Source organism: Pseudolysinimonas sp. 10J20-29 (assembly GCF_055809595.1).
Genome location: NZ_CM147917.1, coordinates 680,020 through 705,380, shown reverse-complemented (window position 1 = coordinate 705,380; position 25,361 = coordinate 680,020). Strand labels below are relative to the sequence as shown.

At 67.5% G+C, this 25,361-nt stretch carries 22 protein-coding genes; 3 read left to right on the top strand and 19 right to left on the bottom strand.

The annotated features are described in order from the left end of the window. Window positions 1-164: 164 nt before the first annotated feature. The 4 genes from arsB to AC0L6Y_RS03455 form a co-directional block, all read right to left on the bottom strand. Complete coding sequence (gene arsB, locus AC0L6Y_RS03470) at window positions 165-1,274, bottom strand: ACR3 family arsenite efflux transporter (RefSeq protein WP_473555520.1); 1,110 nt, start codon at window positions 1,272-1,274, stop codon at window positions 165-167. 67 nt (window positions 1,275-1,341) lie between these two features. Further along, on the bottom strand, window positions 1,342-1,689 hold the full coding sequence (locus AC0L6Y_RS03465; RefSeq protein ID WP_473555514.1) for an SdpI family protein: 348 nt from the start codon (window positions 1,687-1,689) through the stop codon (window positions 1,342-1,344). 100 nt (window positions 1,690-1,789) lie between these two features. Then, a complete protein-coding gene (locus tag AC0L6Y_RS03460; protein WP_473555509.1) occupies window positions 1,790-2,212 on the bottom strand; it encodes a hypothetical protein in 423 nt (140 codons plus the stop codon). After that, on the bottom strand, window positions 2,196-3,278 hold the full coding sequence (locus tag AC0L6Y_RS03455; protein ID WP_473555505.1) for a helix-turn-helix transcriptional regulator: 1,083 nt from the start codon (window positions 3,276-3,278) through the stop codon (window positions 2,196-2,198). Before AC0L6Y_RS03455 ends, AC0L6Y_RS03460 begins: the two co-directional genes overlap by 17 nt. Window positions 3,279-3,355: 77 nt before the next feature. Here AC0L6Y_RS03455 and AC0L6Y_RS03450 point away from each other — a divergent pair, with 77 nt between their 5' ends. After that, window positions 3,356-3,973, top strand: a complete 618-nt coding sequence (locus tag AC0L6Y_RS03450; protein WP_473555501.1) for a hypothetical protein — start codon at window positions 3,356-3,358, stop codon at window positions 3,971-3,973. A 107-nt stretch (window positions 3,974-4,080) separates the two neighbouring features. Here AC0L6Y_RS03450 and AC0L6Y_RS03445 read toward each other — a convergent pair whose 3' ends face one another. Then, a complete protein-coding gene (locus AC0L6Y_RS03445) occupies window positions 4,081-6,681 on the bottom strand; it encodes a LuxR C-terminal-related transcriptional regulator (protein ID WP_473555498.1) in 2,601 nt (866 codons plus the stop codon). 334 nt (window positions 6,682-7,015) lie between these two features. On the opposite strand from AC0L6Y_RS03445, the gene AC0L6Y_RS03440 reads away from it, so the two are divergent. Together AC0L6Y_RS03440 and AC0L6Y_RS03435 are read left to right on the top strand one after the other, a co-directional pair. Further along, a complete protein-coding gene (locus AC0L6Y_RS03440; protein WP_473555494.1) occupies window positions 7,016-14,170 on the top strand; it encodes an Ig-like domain repeat protein in 7,155 nt (2,384 codons plus the stop codon). Then, window positions 14,170-14,910, top strand: coding sequence for a hypothetical protein (locus AC0L6Y_RS03435; protein ID WP_473555489.1), 741 nt, complete (start codon window positions 14,170-14,172; stop codon window positions 14,908-14,910). Before AC0L6Y_RS03440 ends, AC0L6Y_RS03435 begins: the two co-directional genes overlap by 1 nt. 158 nt (window positions 14,911-15,068) lie before the next feature. Here AC0L6Y_RS03435 and AC0L6Y_RS03430 read toward each other — a convergent pair whose 3' ends face one another. From AC0L6Y_RS03430 to AC0L6Y_RS03365, 14 genes are all read right to left on the bottom strand, one after another. Further along, the gene (locus AC0L6Y_RS03430; protein ID WP_473555483.1) at window positions 15,069-15,356 is read right to left on the bottom strand and encodes a hypothetical protein; all 288 of its coding nucleotides are present in this window, start codon (window positions 15,354-15,356) and stop codon (window positions 15,069-15,071) included. 282 nt (window positions 15,357-15,638) lie between these two features. Continuing rightward, window positions 15,639-16,145 (bottom strand): hypothetical protein, encoded by a 507-nt coding sequence (locus tag AC0L6Y_RS03425; protein WP_473555481.1) that lies wholly within the window; start codon window positions 16,143-16,145, stop codon window positions 15,639-15,641. A 129-nt stretch (window positions 16,146-16,274) separates the two neighbouring features. Next, complete coding sequence (locus tag AC0L6Y_RS03420) at window positions 16,275-17,165, bottom strand: hypothetical protein (protein WP_473555476.1); 891 nt, start codon at window positions 17,163-17,165, stop codon at window positions 16,275-16,277. Window positions 17,166-17,579: 414 nt separating this feature from the next. Next, on the bottom strand, window positions 17,580-18,080 hold the full coding sequence (locus AC0L6Y_RS03415; RefSeq protein ID WP_473555471.1) for a hypothetical protein: 501 nt from the start codon (window positions 18,078-18,080) through the stop codon (window positions 17,580-17,582). 245 nt (window positions 18,081-18,325) lie between these two features. Next, the gene (locus tag AC0L6Y_RS03410) at window positions 18,326-18,799 is read right to left on the bottom strand and encodes a hypothetical protein (protein ID WP_473555468.1); all 474 of its coding nucleotides are present in this window, start codon (window positions 18,797-18,799) and stop codon (window positions 18,326-18,328) included. Between the two features lie 315 nt (window positions 18,800-19,114). After that, entirely contained in the window at window positions 19,115-19,378 is a 264-nt protein-coding gene (locus tag AC0L6Y_RS03405; protein ID WP_473555465.1) for a hypothetical protein, read from the bottom strand. Between the two features lie 492 nt (window positions 19,379-19,870). Beyond that, window positions 19,871-20,122, bottom strand: a complete 252-nt coding sequence (locus AC0L6Y_RS03400; RefSeq protein ID WP_473555460.1) for a hypothetical protein — start codon at window positions 20,120-20,122, stop codon at window positions 19,871-19,873. A gap of 167 nt (window positions 20,123-20,289) precedes the next feature. Further along, a complete protein-coding gene (locus AC0L6Y_RS03395; RefSeq protein ID WP_473555454.1) occupies window positions 20,290-20,538 on the bottom strand; it encodes a hypothetical protein in 249 nt (82 codons plus the stop codon). Between the two features lie 117 nt (window positions 20,539-20,655). Continuing rightward, a complete protein-coding gene (locus AC0L6Y_RS03390) occupies window positions 20,656-21,066 on the bottom strand; it encodes a hypothetical protein (RefSeq protein WP_473555448.1) in 411 nt (136 codons plus the stop codon). Window positions 21,067-21,235: 169 nt separating this feature from the next. Continuing rightward, window positions 21,236-21,577: a hypothetical protein gene (locus AC0L6Y_RS03385; protein WP_473555444.1), complete on the bottom strand. Its 342-nt coding sequence runs from the start codon at window positions 21,575-21,577 to the stop codon at window positions 21,236-21,238. A gap of 332 nt (window positions 21,578-21,909) precedes the next feature. Then, window positions 21,910-22,428 (bottom strand): hypothetical protein, encoded by a 519-nt coding sequence (locus AC0L6Y_RS03380; protein WP_473555439.1) that lies wholly within the window; start codon window positions 22,426-22,428, stop codon window positions 21,910-21,912. 1,127 nt (window positions 22,429-23,555) lie between these two features. Beyond that, entirely contained in the window at window positions 23,556-24,056 is a 501-nt protein-coding gene (locus AC0L6Y_RS03375) for a hypothetical protein (RefSeq protein ID WP_473555433.1), read from the bottom strand. A gap of 156 nt (window positions 24,057-24,212) precedes the next feature. Next, window positions 24,213-24,623 (bottom strand): hypothetical protein, encoded by a 411-nt coding sequence (locus tag AC0L6Y_RS03370; protein WP_473555429.1) that lies wholly within the window; start codon window positions 24,621-24,623, stop codon window positions 24,213-24,215. A gap of 50 nt (window positions 24,624-24,673) precedes the next feature. Continuing rightward, window positions 24,674-25,087: a hypothetical protein gene (locus tag AC0L6Y_RS03365; RefSeq protein WP_473555425.1), complete on the bottom strand. Its 414-nt coding sequence runs from the start codon at window positions 25,085-25,087 to the stop codon at window positions 24,674-24,676. Between the last annotated feature and the right edge of the window lie 274 nt (window positions 25,088-25,361).

The following is a 25,361-nucleotide window of genomic DNA, read 5'->3' as shown; positions in this document are numbered from 1 at the left end:
ACTGACAGATGCTCGGGCAGTCGGCAAGAGTGGCGCGCGGGACCTTGTCGGGCATCGTCGCTGCCGGAACTCGGGCGCACGTTCGATGCCTTCAAGCGGCCAACGATGACGCCGAAGCAGATGTCCACCTCCCGCAGACCCGCGGGCGGTGCAGGGTCCCCCTGCTACGAGTTCGTGCGCTCCGGCTCCGCCAGCTCCGCCGGCGCAGCCTCCCCGAACCACGCGCGCGAAGCCCAGAGCGACACGTAGACGAGCCCGACCAGCACCGGAACCTCGATGAGCGGCCCAACCACCCCCGCGAGCGCCTGCCCGGAGGTGGCGCCGAAGGTTCCGATCGCGACCGCGATGGCGAGCTCGAAGTTGTTGCCGGCCGCGGTGAAGGCGAGCGTCGCGGAACGGGCGTAGCCGAGCCCCACGAGCTTGCCGAGAAGCAGGCCGGCGAACCACATGATGGCGAAGTAGACCAGCAGCGGCAGCGCGATCCGGGCGACATCGAGCGGGTTCTGCGCGATGGCGTCGCCCTGGAGGGCGAACAGCAGAACGATGGTGAACAGCAGCCCGTAGAGCGCCCACGGGCCGACCTTCGGAAGGAAGGTGCCCTCGTACCAGGTGCGCCCTCGGCGCTTCTCGCCGATCCAGCGGGAGGCGAACCCGGCGAGCAGCGGGATGCCGAGGAACACGAGAACGTTGACGGCGATCTGCCCGACGGAGACATCCAGCCCTTGGCTGTCGAGCCCGAGCCACCCCGGCAGCACGGTGAGGTAGAACCAGCCGAGCAGCGAGAACGCGAGCACCTGGAACACCGAGTTGATGGCGACGAGCACGGCGGCGGCTTCGCGGTCGCCGCAGGCGAGGTCGTTCCAGATCACGACCATGGCGATGCACCTCGCGAGGCCCACGATGATCAGGCCGGTGCGGTACTCGGGCAGGTCGGGCAGGAACGCCCAGGCGAGCACGAACATGACGGCGGGTCCGGCGATCCAGTTGAGCGCGAGCGACGAGATCAGCAGCCGCTTGTCGCCGGTGACGGCCGCCACCTTGTCGTAGCGGACCTTCGCGAGTACCGGGTACATCATCACCAGCAGGCCGAGCGCGATCGGCACCGAGATGCCGCCGATTTCGAGGCTGGCGAGCACCGCAGAGATGCCCGGGATGCCCTGCGCCAACAGGAGACCGCCCACCATCGCGAGCCCGATCCAGAGCGGCAGCCACCGGTCGAGGGTCGACAGTTTGCGGGCGGTGGGCGCCTCCGCGCGGACGGCATTGATCGACATGTGTCTATATTGATGGGTGTCTATTCGTGGCGCAAATCCGCCCGTGCCAGCCCGACGCGACCGTCGCTCAGCTCGCGTTCTCGACCTCAATCGCGCGTGCCGCCCTGCGCGCGACGACAAGGACGGAGCCGAGCATCACCACGCCGATGACCGTCTCAACTGCGGCGGCTGGCACGAACGGTGTGGCCGGGAAAAACACGAGCACAGCGGCCGGCACGAGGCTGACGGCAAGCGCGAGCCACACGACGGGAGCGGCGGCACGGTGTGCCGCGCGCCACGTCTCATCGGTGCGGAGGGTTGAGGGGATGCGGAGACCTGAGCCCGAGGTGCGCGCGAGGCGCCCTCGCGCCGCGGCCTCGTAGATCAGCGCCAACATGAGCCACCCGAGAGGGTAGACCGCGATCATCACGTTCATGCGGTGAGCCTAGCGATCGCGTGTGCCTCTCAGGCCGCCTTTCGGGATGCAGGCGGGCTTTGTGCGCGCCGAGCGTTGCCGCGGTCGCAGGCGGCCCGCACTACGTCGCGCGAGCGCGCCACGGGTCGATCGAAACCACGGCGGAGTCGACGTGCTTCGGGGCCGTGCTCGCTCCCGTTCTGCTCGGTCCGCGACTCCGACGAACAGCCTGCGCGACGCGGGACTGCGGGAAGTACTCCGCCGCCGCACTTCGAGCATCTTCGGCGGTTGGCGCCCACTCGATGCGCGCGCTCGCCAGCTCGCGAACCGCGACATCGTCCTCGGCGGACACCACGTACACGTCTTCACCGCGATCGCCGCAGAACGGGACGCCAGGGTGGAAGCTCAGATCCCACAGTTGATCGCCCAACGGCCAGAGCAGAAGGTACGCACCCCGCTGATCGCCGTCGCGGCAGTATCCGACGCGCCACTCGGCGCCCGCGAGAACCTCTCGCATCGCGGCGAGCTCAGACACCGTCGCCACCCCCAGCATCTTCGTTGAACGCACGCGCACCTGCCGAGCCCCCGCGGCCACCCGTCAGCTCGCGCATCCGCAGCACCGCGGCGGCGCGGCTGGTGACCTGCAGCACGCGAAAGACCCGTTCGAGGTGCTTCTTCACCGTCGACTCCGACATTCCAAGCTCGACCGCGAGCTCGCCGTTCGAGCCTCCCGTGCGCGCGAGGGCGAGCACGACCTCCGCTTGCCGGGGCGTGAGGCCCGCGGCTCTCAGGGCGTCGGCGTCCGCGGCCATGTCGTGCTGCCGGCGCAGCAGCAGCACCGTCGGCCCGAGCGGCACCGGATGCACGATGCAGTGCCAGCGCTGCCCGCCGATCACCACGTCGTGCCGGGTTTCGTCTCCCGGCGCCGCCGTGTCGGCGATGACCGAGGCGAGGCTGTCGGGGACTCGGCCGCCCGCCTCCAGCACGGTCGACGATGACGCCTCCACGACGCCGTCGGATCGCACCGACACGACCGCCCACGCGAAGCGATCCAGCTCCGCGTTCACCACCCGGGTGCGCTCGCCGTCGAGCGCCGAGCGGTGGTGCATGGCCAGATGCCCGCTCAGCGCGTTCATCACGGCGACGTCGCGGTCGCTGAACTCCCCCGCCGCCTCGCTGCGGTTGAGGGCGTAGCCGACCACCACATCCGGCGGCGACGGAAGCTCCAGCACCAGCTGAAAGCGCACGTTGAACGGGTGGTAGAAGTGGCGATAGAGCTCGGTGGAGGTGATGTCGGCACCGCCCGCCACATCGCAGAACCGGAGCGCGCCGAGCCCCGGCGTCGAGGTCGCCGCCGCGATCAGCGGATGCTGGTGAAAGTACTCGTCGTACTGCGGCTTGAGCCGGGTCGCGCGAGCGATCTCACCCTCGGGCGCCATCACGTAGCGGAAGTCACGCGTGGCCAGCACCATGTCGTTGAAGGACGCGCTGTCGCAGTCGATGACCTCGCGCACCGCGTCGAGCACCGCCGAAAACCCCAGCGGCGGATGCGCCGTGAGCCGCCCGGCGACGCGCAGGACCGCCTGCGCATCCGCATCGCTCAGCTCCATGGCGAGCAACCCTACCGGCGCGCCTACGTCGAAAGGCCCATTGCTCCCGCTGGCCACCACCGGGCACCCTCGATCTCATGACTCCCCTGCGCCCGTTTGCCGCATCCGCACTCCGCCCTTGGGCGCGCACGGCCTGGGTCGCCGCGGGTGCTCTCGCCGTCGCGGCCACGCTCGCGGCGTGCGCGCCGTCGAGCGACGAGGCGCCGACGAGCGCCGTGTCGGAGGCCGCCGAGACGACGGACGAGACGACGACCGACGACGGCACGAGCGAGTCGGATTCGGGCGGCTTCACCTCCGACGACGTCGGCAACGCGACCCTCCGCGTCGACGGCGTCGAGTTCCCGGACTTCACCGGCGACTGCGAGATCAGCCGCGAGAACGGCAAGTTCGACGTGGGCGACCTGAACGACGGCGACATCGTCACGATCATCGGCATCGACAACGTCAAGGCGCACGAAGACGAAGCGATGAACTACGTGGCGCTCAACGAGGAGAGCTTCACGTTCCGCGACCTCACCGGAGCCACAGGCGTGAGCGGCCCCTCCGCGAAGGGCGTCATCACGTCGCTGACCGAACTCGGCCCGCGCACGGCGGACGGCAGCCGCGACATCGTCGAGGTGCGGTTCGCCGGGGTCCTCGACGACGGCACGACGGTGGACGCCGACGTGGTGTGCGAGCTGCAGAACGCGTTCTAGGGGCGGCATCCGCGGGCGGGAAGCATCAGCATGGTCAACGAGACGACCGCGCGCAGGCAGACCCACACCCAGGAGCGAGTGCGGCGGCACCTCCGAGCCGGCCCCCGTCACGCGAAGGCGGCGAGCTCGCGGCGCCCGCTGACTCCGAGCTTGTCGCAGGCTCGCAGCAGGTGCCACTCCACGGTGCGGACGGAAATGCTGTACTCGTCGGCGATCTCGGCGTTCGTCCGCCCTGCGGCCGCCCGCTGGACGATCTGACGCTCGCGCTTGGTCAACGATGGGGTGCGGAGCCTCTGCACCGCAGGAGTGCTGAGTCCCGTCACGGGTCCATCGAGCAGCGCTTTCGCTCGGGATGCGGCCCGCCGCGCAGCTGTGGTGTTCGTGTGCGCAAGGACCTCCGAGGCTTCGATCCAGGTTTCGACCGCGTAGAAGAGATATCCGATCTCTTCGTACCTGGCTGCCACTGACGCGAGCTGGGCGCCATCGGGACGGTCGGCGACTGCCTCGCCGTGGGCGGCGATCGCGCGCAGAATCAACGACTGAGAGTCAGCACCCTCCCGCATGATGTCGGCGAGGTCGGCGTCGGCGGCGCCCATGTTGCGCGCGCCCACCGCGAACAGGGAACGCCAGACAAGGGGCTTCGCTTCGCGGGCGGCCGCCGCATACGCCGCGCTGCCGGCCTGCGCGCCCTCCGTCAGCGCGATGTAGTGCGCCTCGGCTCCCTTCAGCTCGCTCACCAGGTACGGGTTCTGGGCCGCCTGGTCGGTGATTTCGCGCCGCGCCTCTTCGATCGCCCGCGTCGCGGCGACTCGATCCCCGAGATGCGCGCTCGCCGTGACCAGTGAGATCAGCGCGCGCAGCCGCTCACCCGGATTCCCCGCCACCGACAGGTGGTGAACCGCTTCCTGCAACTGGTCACGAGCCCGGACGACGTCGGCACGCGCCAAGGCGCAGACGCCAAGGCTCAGCAGCGCAGCACCCATCACATCGTCTGCGCCGACCTGGGCAGCAAGGCTCAGCACTGCCGGCATTGACTGCTCGACCTCGTCGAGGTGTCCGCCGAACGCGGCGGTGTATCCGTGAAGTCCCGAGACGAGCGGGGGTCCGGCAGGGAACTCGTGAGCGGCTGCCGCCGCGAGTGCGGTGAACGCCGTCGTGAGACCCCGCGCGTCATCGGTGCGGCCGCTGTGGCACAGCCAGTTGACCTCGGCGCGCAGCGCGACGATCCGGGTCGCAACGTCAACGCCGGCATCGTGGCAGATGGGTTCCGCAAGAGCGTGGGCGGCATCCAGATCAAACGAAGCCAAGGCATCGGCACGCAGCGCGCGCGCTCGCGCCTGCCACGCCGGGTCGTCGCTGGACGACTCCGCGGCCGACATCAGGTCGGCGGCGTCGGCGCCTTGCGCCATCCCATAGGCCCGCGCAGTGACCGCCAGATGGCACGCCGTCAGACTCGGGCCGCTCGGGCTGGCCGAGAGGACGTCACTCCACCAACGACCGAGAAGCTCACTTGCCTCGCGGAACCGGCGCTGCCCGTTCAGGGCTGCCGCAAGCGCGACCGCCACCTCAAGGCTCGGCTCGACCTCCATGGCGTGGGCCGCCAGACGCTCACCCAGGAGAGGGTCGAAGCTCTCGGTCGCCACCATCGACGCGGCGGCAAGCGCCGCGGCATCGGCCGAATCGGGGGATCCGCTCAGCCGCCACACCCCGGCCCGCAGCAAGGCGGTCCGGCCGCCGTCGGGGTCATCGATGGACTTCGCGAGCCGGTCGTGGAGCAGTTCCCGGGTGGTGGGCGGAATGCCGACGCGGACGATTTCGCCGATGAGCGGCTGGTCGACGAACGCCGTCGACTCGGTGTCGTCGTAGGAGATCAGCCCGGAGTTCTCGACCTCCGCCAGTGCCTGTTTCGATGTCACGGCGCGGAGTTCGTGGAGCTGGAGCGGCTCGCCCAACGCGACGATTCGAAGTGCGTCAAGACCTTCCGCGGACAACCTGCGGATCCGAGCGCTCGCCAGGTCGTCAAGGTCGGCCCCACCGCGAATCCGGCCGTCCCACGAGAGCTCCCCGGTCGGCTCAAGCCGGAAGCTGGTTTCCGGCGCGGAATTGAGAATGTAGAGGAGGTGCAGCGGATTCCCGCTGGACATGGTTGCCAGCAGTCGCACGCTGGGGGCGGTGAGCGGGGCGTCGAGTGCGTGTTCGGCCAGCTCCGCCACGGCCAGCACACCGAGGTTGTCCAACTCCATCAGCGGCAGCAGCTCGTCGCGCCACAGCGCGGGGATCGCGTCAGGCGACGGCTCCCCCGAGCGGACGGTGACGATCGGGCGCACGGCCCCGGCGGAAACCAGATGCAGCAGCAGTGCGGAGCTTCCGACGTCGAGCAGGTGTGCATTGTCGACGAACAGGACGGGCGGCTTGCCGCGTCCCAGCTCCCGCACGTTCGCTTCCACACTGCTGAACAGGTGCAGGCGATGCGGAAGTGATCCCGAAGCCCCGCCGGGCATCAGTTGGGCGAATGCGCCGAACGGCACCGTCGCCGTCGAGGCCGTCGCCCGGACGACGATGGTGTCCTTCCACCCGTCGACGACGTCGGATGCCAGCCGAGTCTTGCCGATCCCCGCCGGTCCGCTGATCACGATTCCGCCGCCGGCACTGACCGCGTCGGTCGCCGTCTCGACTTCCGCACTTCGCCCGACCAGCGGCGCGTTCACGGCAGGACGAGCGGCAGGAAACGACACGTCACCCTCACCCCGGCATTCCAGAACTGCGGCGCTGCACGCGCGGAACTGTCGATCGAGCATGGGCCATGCCCGCTCTGGGCAGTGGCGTCGTGCAGCCGTGGAAACCAGTATCCCACTACTGGCGACAGCGCTGGGGTGCCCTCCTAGCCTGAGTTCGCCCACTCACGCCGTCGCTTGACTGCGAATCATCGTGAACCCGACCCGGCCTGGCACGCCAGAACGCAGCAGGGAAACCATGCACCAAGGTCAGACAGCGAGCATCATTCGTGCCGGGTTGACGGCGTTTCGTCGGTCATTCGTGCGCATGGCGGGGCTGCTCGCCGCGACGAGCGTGCTTCTGGCGGTTGTGCTGTGGGGTGTCCTTGCCGTCCTGGTTCCCATCGTCTGGGAGCAGCGGCCGATGCTCCTCGACGCAGGCTCGGGGCTGACTCTCGGCGGCGCGGCGCTCGTCGCCCTCGAGATCGGCCTGCCCGTCGCGCTGCTCGGCCTGTTCTCGACCGCCGTCGCATGGGGGGCGCTCGCCAAGCTGGCCGACGACGCACTTGCTCAGCGCGCCCTGAGCATTCGCGCTGCCCTCGCATGGGGCTTCCGTCGGGCGCCCGCGCTGGCCAGCGCAACGGCGCTCGTCGTTGCCGGATCGGCGGTCCTGTTGCTGCTCGCGCCGTTCTTCGTGGTCGCGGGGATCATCGGTCTCCTCGGTGCGCCGATCGCCGCCGCGCTCCGCGGTCGGGCCAAGAACGTGCGGTGGCCGACGCCGCGAACATCGCTTTTTCGCGCTCTGCCGTTTGCCGAGCCCGTCCGTTTGATCGTGCGCTGGGGACTGTTCATCCCTGCCGCGAGCCTCGAGCAGAATTCCGGACGGTCCGCGCTGGCGCGCAGCCGGCACTCGGTCGCCGAGTCGGGCCTGGCCGGAACGTTTGTCATCGTGGGGACGGGGATCTCGTTCCTGGTCGTCGCCGTCGCCTTCGACGCCGTGCAGCGCAGCGGTGCACCGGTTGCCGCAGTTCTCGCGCTCTTCCTGGTGACCCAAGTCATCCTCACCGGCGCCCCCGTCGCCATCCTGACCGCGCTGTTCAGGTCCGTGACCCCGAGGTCTCCGGCGACCATGACGGTCGCCGAACCTCAGCTCCGACCGCGGCCCGCCATGCACGCCACCGCATTCGGCTTGATCATCGCCTTGGTCGCCGCGCCAGCGCTGCTTCCCGCCTCTCCCGCGACGGCGGCGGTCCCGTCGGCGGCGGCTGCCGCCGCTGCCGGGGAGTCGCTCGACTACAGCGTCACGCGACTGTGGGCGTCACCGTCCCCCAGCGGCCCGGGCGAGACGGTGACCCTGACGGCGTCCGTCTCCGGCGAGGAAGGCAACTTCGCTGTTCCGACGGGTTCGGTCACCTTCTCTGACACGTCCGGCACGATCGACACCGTCACCCTGGTCGACGGCGCCGCCTCCACGGCGGTTACCGGGCTGGCAGACGGGTCTCACAACTTCACCGCGACCTACAACGGCGACGCTGTCTTCGCTACGAGCAGCAACTCGATCTTCCACAGCGTGGTCACGGCGACCAGCACCACCCTGCTCGAATCGTCGCCATCGCCCAGCGACCTGGGCGAGTCGGTGACCTTGACTGCCACCGTCACCGGCGGCGGCGTCGTCGGTGAGCCGACAGGGTCGGTCACGTTCTCTGACGCGTCCGGCACGATCGAGACCGTCACGCTGGCAGGCGGCACGGCCTCCACGACTCTGACGGACCTCGCGGGCGGTGCGCACACCTTCACCGCGAGCTACAGCGGCGACGGCACCTTTCCCACGAGCAGCGACTCGATCGACCACCAGGTGGTCTTCCCCGGCACCGCCGTGGTTGTCACGGTGAGCCCCTCCCCCAGCGTTCTCGGGGATCCGGCAACGCTGACTGCTGTCGTGTCCGCGTCGGGCGGGCCCCTGGTCCCGACCGGATCGGTCACCTTCGTCAACGGGACCAGCGAGTTGGGCACCGCTGCGCTCATCGACGGCACCGCCACCCTGACGACGTCGGCGTTGACCGCCGGAGTGCGCACGATCGGCGCGAACTACGGCGGCGACAGCAGCTTTCCCAGTGCGTCGGGCTCCGTGGAGCACACCGTCCGCGCTCCGGTGACCGTGACGATCGACGGTCCGGTCACCAGCCGCACCGGCGAAGACGTCACCTTCACCATCGTCGCGGCGACGGAACCGGGCGTGACGCCGACCGGCGAGGTGACCGTCGACGACGGAGGAACCGAGGTCTTCCGTGCCGCTGTCGACGCGACCGGCACCGCGGAGTTCACGGTCGCTCTGGGCGTCGGCACCCACACGCTCACGGCGAGCTATGAGGGCGACGCGGTCAACCTCCCCGGCTCGTCGACCCCGTTCGAGCACTCGGCGCTGAAGGCGTTCACGGCCACCGAGCTCGCGTCATCCGCTCTCCCCGCCGCCGAAGGCCAACCGGTCACCTTCACGGCAACGGTCTCGGTGCAGGCGCCGGGCGCGGGCGTGCCGACCGGCACCGTGACCTTCCTCGCGGGGGCGGTCGAGCTCGATGCAGTCCCCCTCGACGGGTCGGCGGTCGCGTCGTTCACGACCGATGCGCTGGATGTCGGCACCACGGTGATCACGGCCCGGTACGACGGCGATTCCTCGTTCTCAACTTCGGAAGACGTCATCGCACAGGACGTCGTCCAAGGCTTCACGGCGACGACGCTCGAGACGGCGCCCGCGACAAGCCGGATCGGCGAGACGGTCACGCTCACCGCGACGGTCACCGCCGTCGCGCCTGCCGCCGGCACCCCCACGGGCGTGGTGACCTTCTTCGAAGGGCTGACGGCTCTCGGCTCTGCGCCGCTTGACGGCTCCGGGCAGGCCGCGCTGACCGTCTCCGCTTTCGGCCTGGGCACCCACACTCTCGCGGCCCGCTACGGCGGGTCGACCGACTTCGCGTCCTCCGAAACGGTCGGCGATCACGAGGTGACGCGCTGGCCGGTCTCGATCGAGCTCACCCCGTCACTGGCCGATGCGGTGACCGGGCAGCCGGTCACGTTCACGGTGACCGTGGCGGATCGCGATGGCAGCGGGTTCGACCCGACCGGATCGATCACCTTCTCCGAATTCGGACTCACCACCCCGATCGTCGCCCCGCTCGACGGCGCGGGCACCGCCACGGTGACGGTGCCGGCCCCGCTCGGTCGCGGCGCCAACGCGCTGATCCGTGCCGAGTACAGCGGCGGAACCGACCATGCTCCGGCGCTCACAAGCACGAACGTGCACGTGGACCCCGGCGAGGTTGAGGTGCAGCTGGTCACCGTGCCCGCCAACCCCTACTACGGGCAGACGGCTGAGGTCACGGTCACCGTCAGCCCCGTCGCGCCCGCAGCGGGCGTGCCGCGTGGCGACTTCGAGATCTTCGACCGCGGCGCGAGCATCCGTGGTCCGTTCGAGCGCACCGGCGAGCTCGTCTCGAACTTCCTGACCCCCCGCGATCTGGGCGTGTGGACCCATGAGCTGTCCGCGTCGTTCGATGGTCTCGGCTGGGTCGCCGCTGAGTCGCCGACCGTCGATGTCACCGTCCGGCCTGCGCCGACCGAGCTGGTGCTGTCGGTCGACCCGACACCGTCCGTGCTCGATCAGAGCGTCCTCCTGACCGCCCGAATCACAGTACCCGACGGGGCGGTGCCCCCCATCGGCGAGCTGGCCACCTTCGATCGCGGCGGCGATGTGCTTGGCACCGCACCGTTCATGTCCACGGCCGAAGGTCACGTCGAGGCGACCCTCACGACCTCGTTCGACACGGTCGGCGACTACACCCTCCAGGCGCGCTTCAGCGGCCCGAATCATGAGCCATCGGTCTCGGCGGAGGTTGACCACTCTGTTGACGGGTACCCCACCACGGTCAGTGTGGGCAGCAACGGCCCGACGCGTCCCGACGATCCCGTCACGGTAACGGTGCTGGTCCACGCCCTGAGAACGCTGACGTCGCCGTCGGGCACCGTGCGACTGACCCTCGACGGAGCACCCCTTGCAGGCCCCGTCTCGGTCGTGCCCGATGGGGACGGTCGCGCCGTCGCTCGCTTCGACACCCTCCCGTCGTTCCCGAACGGCACGAGCGAAGTCACCGCCATCTTCGAGCCCAGCGGCGCCGAGTTCGCCGGCAGCTCGGCCTCTCACGATCACGTCGTCGCCGAGGTCCTGTCCGAGGTCACCCTCGACGTCGGCTCCGGGGCGGTCTCCTGGGGCGACGACCTCGAGGTCACCGCCTCGGTCGCGGCGGCTCCGTCGCCCGAGACGCCGGCTCCGACGGGCGTGATCGTCATCACCGACGGCACCGGCGCCGAGTGTGCTGTCCCCGCGAGCGGTGGCACCTGCGCGCTGTCCTGGGGCGACGTCGGAACTCGGAGCCTGAGCGCCGAGTATTCGGGCGACGCCACGTACGCGCCTGCCGTGTCGCCGACCCGCGAGGTCGAGGTCACCCGTCGAGCGTCCAGCGTGCTCGCATCGGTTGATCCTGACCCGCCCGTCACCGGCGACAGCGTCACCGTCCGGTGGGAGGTCCCCGAACACGCCGGCGGCGAGGTCACCGCGAACATCTTCGGCGAGAACTGCACGGGCGCTGCCGTCGGGATCTGCGAAGGCGTGGTTCCCGAGGGGTCGTCGGGCGTCTCACACGACGTGACCGTCGCCTTCGCCGGCGACGCGCGCTACCTGCCCTCCCACGCGGTGCTGCCCGTTGTTCCGCTGCAGTGCCACCGCCTGGAGGTCATCGGGATCAGCGCGGATGAGGGCACCGTGGGCTTCGCAACACCGGGCAACTGCAACGGCGGCGCCGGGTACCTCCCCGGAACGGCGGTCAAGGTCGTGGTCGACCCGGTCGACAGCCCGGACTACGACGCGGTCGGCGTCGACTGGGAAGGAATCGGCACCACGAGCGGCTTCGTGCTCGACGTGTTCGTGGGTGACGGCGAAGGCCAGGTCACGCTGCTGCGCGCCACCCTCCTGCGGGACTGGAACTGCCACACCGTGGACTGGGTCGACTCGGAGACGGTGCTGAACAGCCTCCGAACCATCGGCGGCGCTCTCAGCATCACGCCGGCGCCGAACTGTCCTGACGGCGATGCCGGCTGGCGGCGCCTCGACGGATTCCAACGCGCCTCCTTCCTCGCGGGCACCACGCTTGTGGCCACCGCCGACGCATTCCCCGGGATGTCGTTCTATGGTTTCCAACTCGGCGAGCGCACCCAGGTCGTCGACGAGGACCTCTCGATCCAGGGGCTGTTCGGCCAGACGTGCATCGATCTCCGCGTGGTGACCCGGGGGCCCGGCACCGCCGAGGCTGCGACGGCGACCAACTGCGGGAACCGGCTCACCGATCTGCGGGGCTACGTGCCCGGCAGCGAGGTGGAGGTGGTGGCACGCGCCGACGACGGTGCGCACCTCACCAGCTGGGAGCGCACGGATGACGCCGGGTCCGAAGGCGACGTGTTCGACGAGGAGCTGCGCGCCCGGGTCGTCGAGTGGACCAGCGCGGTGACGGTGGAGGACGCGCCGGCGGTGCAGTCGGTGGAAGCCTCCTTCTCCCTGTGCAGCCGGCTCGACATCCGCTTCGGATCGCGGTTCGCCGGCTCCGAGGGGCACGTCGAGCGGGACCGCGTCGGCGACTGCCCGACGTCCGACGACCCCGACCTGTACCGCACCGGGGGCGAGGTCCACCTCGAAGCCGTCGCCGATGTCGGGGTGTTCGGCCGCTGGAATCACAGCGACGCCGAATCGGACACCATCCGGTTCCTCACGGTGCCGACCGACGACGACATGACGCTGACCCCCACGTTCCTCGCCTCACGGGTCGGCTGCGTCGCGGTCGAGGTGCGCGTGGCCGAGGGAGCGAAAGCCCTGGCGTCGACAACCACGCCCTCGAGCCCGTTTTGTCTCTCCGGTTCTTTGGCCGACGGACCGGCGCGCGAACTGTCGGGTGAGACCCACGGCCCCACGGACACTCTGACGTTCGTCGGCGAGGCGACCAGCGGCGACCCGCTGCTCGGCTGGTCGTTCCAGGCCGAGTGGGGCAGCGGCGGTCTGCGCAGCGTCGCCGGCGCGACAGCCACGCCCGAGCTGCCGCAGCGCGGGACGCTGGACGCCGTGCTCGACACGTGCGTCGCCGTTGTCCCGGAGATCACGCTCGTGTATCCCGACGGCCGCACCGAAACCGGCAGCGCACCGCAGGGATTCGTACAGCTCGCCGATCCGGATCGCGATGCCCCCGACTGCCAGTTCCAGGCCTACGGAGGCGCCTGGCGGGTCGGATCCTCGACCGTGCTCGCTCCGCTGGTCGCCGACGGCTTCGACTTCGTGCGCTGGGAAGGCGACGTCACGCAGAGCGCGAACGATTCGGCCGATGTCGATTTCACCGGCTCCGAACCGGTCCTGACGGTCCGGGCCGTCTATGACGTCCAGTGCGTCGAACTGACGCTGCGCGACCCCGATAAGACCGAGTTCGGGCCGGAACCCAACTGCCAGCCTTCGGGCGATTCGGCACCCGAAGGGGCCGGCGGCCAGTACATCGTCGGCACCGAGATCTACCTTCGCGGCACGATGCCGGGCGGCTTCATCCCGCGCTCCGACCACCAACGCAACGACAGCCACGTGTGGCAGGGCTGGGTCGGCGATGTTGACGGCGACCGGTTCGTCAACCCGCTGGCGGTCACGATGGACCAGGACCGAACGATCGGGTTCTCGTATCGCGAGACGACGTTCTGGGAGGACGCCGAGAACGTCGTCTACGACGCGGGCGACCTGCTTGCGGAGTCCGTGCGCAAGGCCGGCGGCCTGGTGTCGCTGCTGGCGGGCGAATTCCTGATGGGCGCGGGCCCGATGGGCGCCATCACGGGAGTCATCAGTGTCTTGGGCGCCGCGAACTCATTGCTGGAGTATCTCGGCGCCGACACCGGCAACTTCGCGACGTTCGTCAACGATGCGCAGCAGACGGTCGACTGGGTCGGCAGCGGGTTCATGTGCGCCGCCGTGTGGGCGCTCGACGACGGCGGCGCAGCAGAGGGAGTCTCCGACGACGACAGCGCGGCCTCGACGGCCCTTGCCAATGCCGGTGGCGCGCACGTCGCAGCGGGTCACGCCCTGACTCTGGCGCAACTTGCCAACGAGGCGCAGATCGAGTCGACGAATGCCATCCGCACCACCAGCGTGCTCGACGACCTTGCGGCATCCAGAAAGGCCTACGATCAGTCGCTCCGGCTGCAGAAGGGAAGCGCCGCCCTCGACACGTTCGGCAACGTCATGACGGCGGCCAGCCTCGGAGTCACCCTGTACGACATCGCGGATGCCGGCGGCGTCAACTGGGCCGACAGCACGGACGCGTGGAGCAACCCGGACGTGATGGTCGACTGCCTGGAGTCGAAGATGCCCGACTACCTCGGCATCGACACCGGTTCGGAGGTGGGCTGATGCCAGTTTCGACTCCGTTCCCGCTCATTGCGGTCGTCGCCGTCGCCGCCCTCGGGTTGACCGGGTGCGCTCAGGATCCGCGCGGCGCGTTGACCGCCGTCGAGCAGGAGTGCGCCGCGGCAGCCCTCGTGACCGAGACCCTGATCGAGTCGGGCGGCGCACGGGACTCCGCCCTCGTCGCCGATCTTGTCGCCCTGGGCGAGGTGGCATCCCCCAGCGTGCGCGGCGCAACGGACACGCTGATCTCACTCGCCGGGGCGGAGGAGGCATCCGCCGAGCTTCGGACGGAGTGGTTCGCCGTGCTCGACGATCTGGATCGAGCGGTCCTCGACCGCTGCGATTTCTCGGTTCGTGCGCTGGTGACCGATGCCGGGCTGCGTTTCGACTCGGCGGATGAGGGCGATGAGTCGGTGCAGGAGACTGCGGCCGACAGCGCGGCCGACAGCGCCGCCGACTCCGGCCTCGAAGCGGACCGCGCCCTCGACTGGGAAGAAGTGCAGTCTCGCGTCGAAGCCGCGAGCTGGGCGGGAAACGGCTACCGCGGCATCGTCGGCGTCGATCCGGGCATCCACGTCACGATCTACGGCGTGGAATCCGCGCGGCTCGCCATGACCGTGTGCGAAGACACTCGTGAGGCACTCGCGATCGAAGCCTCCGACACCACGGTCGCCATCGAGGTGCATGGACTCGACGAGGGCCTGCTCGCGCAGACCCTGGGCGGCGACTGCGTCCTGCGCTGAGCTGGTTCATGAACGGCGCCGGGTGAATCGGTCTGGTGCGCCTCCTCGACTGATCGCTCCGGAGCGTGGGCTGCGCTGCGCTGCGTTTCGTCGCGCCTCGACGGCGGCAACCCGCGACTCGGTCGGCTTTGCGGATCAGCGCCTGCCTGGGTCCGTGGTCAGTCGTCCCGTCGGCGGGGTTCGAACGAGTCGAGGCGCGCTGTCATGGCTCGATCGTCGTGTTGAAAGCTGACGGAGCACGCCCAGTCGTATGTCACGTCCTCGCCTGTGTCGTCGGCGGTCGTCCAACCGGTCACGTCGTACTCGTCGATAGTGCTGCCATGCTCCACCCAGTCGACGACGATCGACACCTGGCTCGGGATCGCGTCGCCGTCCCGCAACGTCGCGTCGCCGGCCAAGCCCACACACGCCATCGCAACGCCGGGATTTGAGCTTCGGATGTCCACGTCGGCACTCGAACTCATCGCGCAGCCGGCGAGGGAAGGTGCGCTCGCTGCGAGAACTCCAACCGCCACAAGTGCTCGAGCGTTCAAAACTCCCCCAACTGGTGCGCCGATGAACGTGACCGCAAGTCAACACTAGGTCGACCCCGCGCGCACTCGATTCACGCCCGTCGATGCCCGGTCCCGGGAGCTCAGACCCGAAGGCGAAGACCCCAGGAGCTCCTGAGCTGCCGAGCACGAGACACGGCAGGGCCAATCGTCAGCTCCGCTCCGCACCCTGAGCGCTCACGACTGACTCGCCACAGCACGGATTCTGACCCTGCGAGTTGCGTGCCCGAGCGCCGAGACCGCGTAGCGCACGCTGCCGACGGCGGCGAAGACCAGCGTCGACCAGTTCAGCTCCGTCACTTCGGCCACGGCCGGGCCGAGGCCGAGCACCCGCCACGTCTCCGCAGCCGCGAGCGCCACGAGCACCAGGGCCAGGATCACGCTGGACATCATGCGGTTCGTCGCCTTCCACCACGCACGCGGCGGCTCAACAGCCTCACCTCGCGCGCGAAAGCAGACTGTCGCCACAATCAGGAAGACCACCGTTGACGCGGGACCGTGGATATATGCGGCTGCGTCGCCGACAATCGCCGAAAGGACGGCGTTCCCAACGAGCCCCTCGACGAGCCAGACGCCGGCGAAGCCCACCTTCGAAAGCGGCGAGACGAAGCGCAACGGCCAGAGACTGAACGTCGGCCGCGACGCGGACACACCTGCTGCGCGGCGATCCAACATGTTGCGCATTGGCCCTCCGCCCCGTCCTGAATTGCCACCCATCCCGCGAGTCCGCATCCGGAGCAATACTTGCGTAACACCATCGGGGAGAACGTCTCACACGCACGGCCACGAGGATCGCGGCGCACGAAGCCGAACTCAGACGCCAAACTCGCTCGAGCGACGAGGCGCCGCGTCAAGTCGCGTCGACAGCTCTTCGAGCGCTGATTCGGTGGCTCGGGCGCCGAACGTGGTTGAGAGCAGCTCGCACAGACGAGCTCGGCGGCCTTCCGCAAGGGCAGAAATGACGTCGTCGATGAACCAGTTGAGATCGTGCGGCGACAGAGTTGCGGCCTGCGGGTGCTCGGTCAACCACGTCTCAAGCTGTGCGTGCGCTCGCCGCCATTCGGGCGCGTTGCGAGTGGCTCTCGGCGCTTGATCTCGCCCAGTCTCGCCGATTCGAGCCTGGATCCTTGCGATCGTTTGCGCAGAGATCGGCACGACGCCAGTGCCGGCAGTCACGAGACCGAACGGGATTCGGACAGTTTCGCCATCGTGCACGACGGCGAGAGTGATCGCCGGCCGTTGACGAGCCCCGACGGGCACCGTGCCATCAATGGTCACACCCGCGAGTCGCACCCACGGCACGTCGAGATACAGCCTGGGGGCGGATGCCGACCCGCCGAACACCCTCGCACCGCTCTCGTCGATACACAACGACAAGCTCACCGGCAGGCTTCTCGCGGGCGTCGCCCCGGTTTCGTCAGTGAAACCGATTCGCAGCAACGCCGCGACAGTCTGCTCGCCCTTCTCGACGTCGAGCGCGACTCCGGCAGTCTGAGCCGCCAACGCTTCGGTGCGGCGACGGTTCCTCCGCCCGAACGCCCAGGCGAGGACGACGGCGATCCCCACAGGCAGCAACCCCAACAGGACGATGCTCGACACCTCCGCGACGCCATTGCGCACCACGAACGCGACGACGGCCACAATGCCGAGGGTCGCGGCAATGGCCACGGCAGCGACGGCGAGCCGCGATTGTGCGAACTTCATCCGGCACCGCTCCAGACTCCCGAGAGGATTGCTCATCGTTCTGCACAGCATGCCACAGGAGCCCCACCACGAAGGCACCGCATGCCGCATCAACCGTGAAGCACCACGCCGCTCAGACCCGCCCGCGGAACGACCCGGAGCGTCAGCAGTCCGCACGAGCCTTTCGGATCCGCTCGCGATACTCATCCCAGCTCAGGCCCGCGGAGCGCAGGAAATGCAGATCCGACAACAATGCCGCAGCATCCCATGCACGCGATGTCGCAGCTGCGTCACGGATCGCCGACATCAGCGTGGGGGGTGAGCGGCGCAACGTACCTGGTCACCTCGGCGGTGCCGAGGGTGTCGGTCCCCGGCCACGCGTCCGTACGTGAGACGTCGGCTCCCGCATCCTCGAAAAGGCCGCATCGGCAAGAGTCATCGCGTGATCGAGCGGTCGCCAACGCGAAGCGACGAAAGAGCCTGAGCGGAGGGACAAGCTTGCGCGGTCACATCGCCGCCGGGCTGAAGCCACCCGTCGCCCCGCAAACCCATTTCAGGTATCGCGAACTGCGCGACTTCCCCGTCAATGACCTCACCGTCCTCCGCCACGCGCGAGAATCCCACCAGCACGATATCCCCCGGTTCTAGGCGCGGCATCCGGCTCCCGACACTCGGTACTGACGACGACCCGCCGCCAACGGCGACCGCGTCGCCACGGACTAAAACGAGCCCCACATCGCGAGCGTCGATTACCGAACGCCAGTGCCGGTCGTCTTCATGCAACTTGTGTTCGATGAACACCTCGTCGAGGACGAGATCCCGGCACACCGCAACCTCCATCGAGGTTTCAGTCGCACGAATCGCGAGAAGCCCATCCGGGTCGCCCGCTTCGAACTGCACCCCGCAACCGGCGAGCAGTGCAGAGACGATGAGCACAATCGCGCCTGCACTGCGCCGACGACGACGACTCACGAGTCCCACCCGCAACGGTCGTAGCCGGCGACCGTGCCCGCGTGCTGTTCGATCGAATTCAATCAGCCGCCCCCACTCATCGGATTCCAATCACCCTGGTCTACACCATTGGCCACGAGGGACGTCGCGAAACCGAAGTACCACCGCGACGCAAACTCCCCTGCGCCAAGCTTGGCCCGCATCGAGGCGTGGATGTGGCGCGGACGTGCTCACCGACGGTCAATGTGAGCCTCCGGCCACACCCGCTGCGTGCGGCGCTGCCGAGCGCGCAGGCCCGAGATGACCGCCATCACGAGCAAGGCGATCCCGACGAACCACAGCGCGTAGGCGACGTAGTCAACCCAAAGTCCACGTCCAGGGGCGACGTCGGTCGTCCACCACGCGATCGCACGATGCAGCGGCCAACTCATTACCAGGGTTGTGCCCGCGGTCGCCAACACCACAACTCGCGACGATGACGAAAGGACCGAGGTCACGACGAACACGATGAGCAAAGGAAACAGCCAGAGCCCCGAGAACTTCAGAGTTGAGTAGATCGTGGCGCCGGGGGCCACCTCGACGACTTCGGAGAAACTCGTGTCGGCAGACGCGGGGAGCACCAAGAAGTACAACGCCGCAGGGACGGCGATGCTGAGTACAAGAGACGACAGCGTCACTGGAGAACTCATTTTCACCAATCGCATGCTCGATTCTGACCCGGCATCAGCACTTCAGCGAGCGCATGCGACGGCCACAGCTACTTCGGCAGTCGGCTCAATTCGAGATCGTACGCACCCCGCTCCAACAGACCGCCAACGATGTGGCAACGATACTGCCGCATCATCGACACCATGGTGATCTCCGAGCCCATTCGGCCGGACAACGACACCCAATCGGCCAACAGCGCGAAGTCTTCGGGACAACCATTTGGACGGCTCTTGCGTGAGCTATCCCGAATATCCCGCAGGCACCTCAAGTCAGCTCGCATCGCGCGCGCTCGCTCGCTGAGCAAACGCGCTCTAGCCGTACGCGCGCACGACCGACAAGACGGCTCCCGCAAGCACCAGGCACCCCGCCAAGATCGCAAACCCCAACGCCGCCATACGGGAGAAACGCTCTGCGCGTGCGCGAGACCACTTCTCGGCCGCGCGTCGAAGTCCCATCATTCGCAGGTTGTGGCTCCATCGATCGCCGACCTGTCCGGTCAGCGCCCACTGCGCCATCGCACCCATCGCGAAGATCGCGCCCAGCCCCAACAGGACTTCGGGCAAGCCTTCAGGCATCAGAGATCTCCCAGTCCAGCTATCGGCAACGACCACGCGACGGTTCCAGCACACCCGACGCTACCGCCCGGCGCCCACGAGAAAGCACCACCAGCACCACCGCGCCCGCGAGCAGAACGACTCCGAAGAACATCAGGTCGTGCGCGAGGTAATCAACCCACAGATCACGGCACGGATTGGCGTCGGCAGCGCGAACAGCAATCGGTCCGTCGAAGAAACCCGATTCGCACCCCATATGAGCCAGCGCGATGGGAAAGCCCCGAACCCGCGTTCAACTCACCAAGCCGAATGAGCTGTCCTTTGATCGACAAGCTCGACGTCAGCGAGCGCAGTAGTGGCGTTTCGACCACTTGAGTGCGTGCTGTTCCCAGACACGAACGCACTTCTTGCCAAACAGCCCAAAACTGCCCAAAGTACTCGCGGGACGCCGGTGCGCGTTGGAGCCCAACCGACCGCGCCGAAGCGTTCGAGCGCACCCGCGCCGGTTGCTCATCAGACCAGATACAGAACCGCCGCGGTGATCAACAGGCAGACCCCCAGAAAGGCGAAAACGAAGGCGCCGACCTTTGACAGCCGTTCCGCCCGCTCCGTCGTCCACGTCTCAGCCCAGCGACTAAAGCCCAACGCGCGCACGTTGTCCGCGGTGCGCTTGCCCATCTGATCCGTCATCGCATACTGGATCGCCGACACAACCAGGAGAACGGCGCCCAAGTAGAGAAGAGCTCCCGACCAGTCCTGCGGCATCACAGCGCCTCCACCCTACGATCATCCAACTCCACGCGGCAGTCGCACCATAGCCGAGCTGCGCACTGGGCGCGTAGCCTGCCGCACCGCATTGGCTCGGGCGCGCACACAAGGCGATGCGCGTGCCGTCGACTGCTCGAGTGACGTGATTGCCGGTCATCCCACTGCTAGCCGTCAACAAGCATCAACCCCGCGAAAGCAAAGAACGCACCAAGGAGGGTCGCGAACACTCCGAGCACGACGAGATACGACGAGGTCGCGCCACCGGCAGTGATGAACTTACCGACAGCCTGGGCGAACATTGCGCGCATGCCTGCGGCGATGCCGCGCGCAACGGGACGCCTGAACACCACTGCAAGCACTCCGGCTGCCATCAACGCAAACCCTAGAACGGCAAACAACGTGCCCGTCTCCACGGATCCTCGATTCTGGGTGAATTGAGGTTCAGGCTACTCGCAAGACGGAAACTGCTTCATCGCAACGCCCGGTCAGCAAGAGCGTGGCGCTTGCGGCGCCTCACGTGCTTTCGGCTCTCAATCTCCTTCAGACTCCGCGCTGCCTCCGGCACCATCCTCCGGCAGTCGCTGCGTCGGGTGGTCGAGCTCCAAGTAGATGAGAAGTGCCATCGTGAGGTCCGAGCGCCATCGCAACTCGGTCGCCTCGAGTTGAGCCACTAGGTCCTCTGCCAGCGTCCCGACGGTTGACGAGTGCCGCAAATGAAGCTCGGGCGGCGGATCAAGATTCTCGAAATCCGCCTCGCGATCAGTTGGCACGAAACGCTCATCACTCTCCCACAGGGCGGGGAGGCACTCGTTGACGCGCCTCGCCAGCTCGACAACTGCGGCGTGCTCAAGCGACAGAAGCTGTTCTCTCAGCGCAGGCGTGAACACCCGATCCGCTTCATCGAGCGAAATCCCGTGACCGCCCTCGTCGTCAAACCACACGATTTCCCACCCCTGCCCCGCGATGGACGCGGCTCGTCGAAGATTCTGCACCTGAAGTGGTACGTGAAGCGTAGTTCGCACGCCGATACCCCCAACGTTGCCGTTGGCTCGACACCCCGAGGATGACCCCCGGCACCGACCGGCCCTGCCTACCAACCGGCCCGGAATTTCAAGAACCCGAGCGGGCGGTTCGGATCCGCTCGCGATACTCATCCCAGCTGAGTAACGGCTCGGATGCTTCCCTCAGCACGGTCCCCGTTTTTGGGTCGATCGTGGCAACGTGCTCGAATGCGACCGGGGATGTTGTGTAGCCACGACTGAACTCCCGGTTGCGTTGCCGAATGCTCGCACCGAGCATGACGATCGCGACGGCGAGGAGAACACCGATCAGCCCCAGCCACACGCCGAACAGCGGCCGCGGGAGGCTCTCACCCAAAGCAAACACCGCCAGACCGAGGCCGATGCCGAGGCCACCGCCGATCGCCGCAGAGACCACAAAGCACGTCGCCAAGGCACGAAGCGGAGGCCCGCTGACTCTCGAATACCGCATCACAGCTCCACTACCGAACCGTCCTCAACATCTCGAGCGATCCACCGGTCGCCGGATGTCCACACAACCGCGTCGTCCATCGGGCCAGGAAGCGAGGTGAGCTTGACGAAAGCAGCACCGTCTTTTGCGCCGGGCTCGAACCGATAGCCACCCGACTCTGAACGGTGCGCCGCGTATGCGGAGTCCGAAAGTTCCACTGCCTTCGCCTCCCCCGTAGAGGGCCCGAACACCCTGTTGGGATCACGATATCGGCCAAGTTGCGGGGTTCGCCCTCGGGGTCGAGAGTCCGGCGTTCAGGTGCATGGTTCAGTGGTCACCGAGCCATCTGGGTGCAGCCATCCGTCATGCGGGATGCCGCCCTCACTCACGACAAGGACGGCACCGATCACCGACCCTGCGGCACCCACGAATGTGATGTCCAACTCGTCACCCCGATCCAGGTCCGGAACGCGGCTCAATTCATCCACCATCCCGGCGTTGCCTCCGCCGACCGAGAAAACTGTTCCAGCGACAACGTCAATCTCGCCTTCTGCGATCCAGAACTCCTCCCACGATCTCAAGAAGCCGTTTTGACGTTCTGAGGCAGAAACGCTCGTAATCTGCGCATCGACACAGACCGCCACGAGAAGGTCACTCTCACCCGCACGAACAGCAATCGGTCCGTCGAAGAAACCCGATTCGCACCCCGTAAGAGCCAGCGCCATCGCAAGCCCGACGACGGTTGCCCCTGATCGCCGGCTCATCTCCAGCCGCAATCCCGGTAGCCACTGGTCGCGACCACTCCCGCCTGCTGCTCCAGCGGATTCGAGCACACAGCACCACCTCCCGACACCCAAGCTATGGGAAAGCCCCCGACGGGACTGCTGAAGATCGGTTGCGCCACCCGGCTCGGACACACAAACCGCGACCGGAGGCCGGCCGTCAGCTGGAAGCCCTTCCGGGTTGGCCGCAGACTCTGCGAGTCGCGATGCGGGGAGGAAAATCGCCGCAGCAAGCTCAATGCCTGGGTACGCGTTCATACATATCCGCTCGCGCCCCAGGTTCAACGAGCCCAACCTCGATCGCCGCCGACACCTCTTCGTCGGGCGCTGGGCCGGCCGAGCTTGCGCAACCGCTGAGGCCCAGCGCAAGCCCAAACCCAGCGATAAGCAGATACGCCCGAGTCACGTCCACATCATCACCACAGCCTCGGCATGATCAGCGCTCTGCCAGCGGTGCACTCACCGCACATCAGGATTCGCCAGAGCCGACAGCAGCCCGAAGCTCGTCAACCAGCGCTGCCACCGAACGGCTCGTGACCGGCCGGCCGAACGGGAAACGACAGGGTGCGAAGGAAACCACGCCACGAGTGCCCGGCAGCGTGAGTCGGATGAGCCCATGGTCGACGAGCTCCTGGTGCGCAATGTCCGCGTGCGAGACATCGACCGAGACCTTCGGGCCCCAGCCGCGTCGCTGCAGACCGGAGTCCTTCCGCCGTAACCGCATACGTCCACGTCGACTGGTCGGACTCTGTCGCCCACCGCTCGAAGGGCACCCACAGCGATCGCGGCAGACCGATCTCGGTTGCCAGCCCATACGTCGAGGCGCCGAGTGCCTTCGCGCTCTTTCGGGCAGCGATCCGGTTCGAGATCGCGGGCAGGGCCACCAGCGCAGTGATTGCGACAACCCCTATGACCGCCAGCCCGGTCGCGAATGGTTGCACCTCCAAGAACTGGGACCGCGCTTCCGAAAAGTCGCGACGAAGCAAAGATCCGAAGGTGCCCTCCCTCGCCACGATCAGGAGCGCGCCAAAGGGTGGGAACACGAGCGCTCCGAGGAACAACCGCAGTCGCATTGTCCAGTTCAATTGACCAAGCCCTTCATCATCCCGGCTGCGCCACCCTGGGTCACTGCGTGATCCAACCCACCGCCGGAATCAGGCTCGCATCCGCGCGTCGCCCTATCCCTGCCCCGGACCCGTTGCCCAGTCAAACAGAAAAGACCGGTTGTGAAAACTGCGGAACTTACGCGCCCGCGGCGTGGACAAGCCCACGAAACGGCCGAAGGACGCGTCTCGAGACTGCACAGCACCTGGCCAGGCGGGCCATTCCTCCAGCACGAGCTTCGCCTGCAGTCTCGACAGCGGGCGCGCCTGAACAAGACCACGCCGCCCGAGCACGGAGCGGAGCTCGAAGATCGGATAGCTCAGAGCCAGGTCAAGAAACCGAATCGCGGGCACCGCACCGGGTTGGGTCGCCTCAAATCGAAGGGGACCAGCGAAGATCGTCGCCGTGTCACCAGGAGCGTAGATCTCGATCTCGCAGCAGCTCGGATCGTTGGACACCGCCACGGCTCCAAGCTGGGCTTCGCCGTCGAATCGGCCCCGAACACTCGCGTCTTCGCCGAAGCGAAAACCGATGTACATCTCAAAAGCCTCAAGGATGGAATAGCTGCTTTGCATTTGGTCTTGGCCCCCTCAAGAGATCAAAGCGCTTTCCGTTCCCGAATCCGATGCGAACACGGCGCGAGTGAAGGGCACCTCCGGGCGCCCAACGACGCGCCACCCGGCAACCCGACCGTGCGCGTCACGATGCAACCGGGCTGGCATCTTCGACGGTCAGCGCCACGGTTCCCACACGACTGATCGGGGTTGGTACGGCAGGTGACCTGCGCGAGTGTCGAGAGCCTCAACCGGGATGTACAGCCGCGCGCGCCACGCATGCCAACGAGACTCGACTGCGCCGAACTCACCGACACGCCGAACCAGTTCCAGTGCGCCGCGAAGCTGCGATTCCGGAGCGCCGTTGACGAACTCGAACTTCTCTGGGCGGTTCGACAGCACAACGACACTGATCCAATCGTTTTCACGAAAGAAGTCGACAGTGAGCGCATCACATCGGCGTGGAACAATTCGCAGGGTCGGACCAGACAGCTCGGGGATGGTCTCGAAACGGATCTTGTCACCGAAGCTATCCGAAAGTTCATTGCGAACGGCAGAGACTTCGCCATCGACCGATGAACTGTTCATTTCAAGAACCTCGCACCCAGAAGATGTATGTGGCCTTTGCTCAAAGCTAGCTAAGGCACATATATGCGGAAAGTTGGTTGATGCTCAGCTATTCTCCCCGACTGCGGCTTGACGCTCCAGCCGGGCCGATACGGTGCGATCCTTCCGCTCTTGCTGTTCAGCACGCCGGGGCCCCTTGCGCCGAGACTGACGTTCCCGAACAGTCGGCTCGTTCCGCCTACGGGCGCAATCCTCAATGCGGCCATCCCGCCGATCGAAGGTGACGCGACCACCCCACCCGGCAAACCGATCGTCCGCTGCACGACCGCGTTGGATTCGTCCAGGGTTGCCCACGGGGCGTCACAACCACCCGTGAACGTGAACCGCAGCGTGCTGTCATCCGCCGTGCCGGCCGCGTCGACCGTTCGCTGAACGATCCGACCCGACGCATCCTGCAAATAGGTGACCGACACCGACTCATCCACCCCGACAGCTCCGCCCCCGCCGAGAACGGCAGAGGGGCTACTCGCGTTTCACCCGTTCGGCCCACGACCGCCGAAACGGGCCGGCCCACGACTGCGAAGTCCGCACCCGCCCGGTTAGCGCGCATCAACGCGAAGAACTTGGACCCCGCAACGAAAAGTGGGCCGCCCAGACCCTGTTTTCTGGACAGTAATCTGGACGACCCTTACGTCGGGCTGACAGGATTTGTCCCCTACTGGCTCCCCCGAACGCGCTCCGCGCGTCCGGGGCCCCTCG